The following is a 670-nucleotide window of genomic DNA, read 5'->3' on the forward strand; positions in this document are numbered from 1 at the left end:
CGGCCAACCGCGGAGATCGGGTGAGGTGCCCCATTCTTTCTGGACCACCGCGGAATTGGTAGGATTACCGCGATGACCGAAAGGAAGGCCCGGGATGTCCAGTTCCCGTGGGAAGTATTCTCCGGAGTTCCGCGCGGAGGCAGTGCGCGAGGTGATTGATAGGTCGCGATCCGTCGCGGACGTCGCTCGAGAGCTCGGACTGGTTCCGCAGACCCTCACTAATTGGGTGGCTGCGCATCGCCGAAGCAGTGCCGGCGGCGAAGAAGAACTGACCGTTCAGGACAGGGCGCGAATAAAGGAACTCGAACGGCGGGTCCGCGAACTCGAAGAGGAAAACCTGTTTTTGGGAAAAGCATCCGCGTTCTTCGCGAAGAAGTTCCGCTAGCCGCCAAGCTCGAACTCATTCGCCGCGAAGAACGCGACCCCAGCCGCACGCTATCAATCCGCGGACTGTGCCAGGCGGTCGGCGTCAATCGATCTAGCTATTACGAATGGCGCGATCGCAAGACCTCCGCAACCGCTGAATGGCGTATAGGTATCACCGAACTCATCCGAACAGCCTTTCAGGCCTCCGATGGCACCTACGGCTACCGCCGCATCACCGCGCAGCTGGCGCGGTGGGGCCGTCCAGTCGCCCACGAGACCGTCCGCCGGCTCATGCGCGCAGCAG

The 670-nt window shown here is 62.1% G+C and carries 2 protein-coding genes; both read left to right on the forward strand.

Annotated features, from left to right (window positions below):
- Positions 1–94: 94 nt before the first annotated feature.
- Positions 95–385: a transposase gene (locus C5D50_RS16935; RefSeq protein ID WP_084415695.1), complete on the forward strand. Its 291-nt coding sequence runs from the start codon at positions 95–97 to the stop codon at positions 383–385.
- 164 nt (positions 386–549) lie between these two features.
- Positions 550–670: IS3 family transposase (locus C5D50_RS17130; protein ID WP_374955384.1), on the forward strand; the 121-nt coding region annotated here is incomplete at its 3' end.

Origin of the sequence: Rathayibacter sp. RFBD1 (assembly GCF_002932915.1) — a bacterium.
Classification (GTDB): Bacteria; Actinomycetota; Actinomycetes; order Actinomycetales; family Microbacteriaceae; genus Rathayibacter.

Excerpts from the sequence above, each read along its gene's own strand:
- C5D50_RS16935 (WP_084415695.1), top strand. The coding sequence starts at position 95 with ATGTCCAGTTCCCGTGGGAAGTATTCTCCGGAGTTCCGCGCGGAGGCA.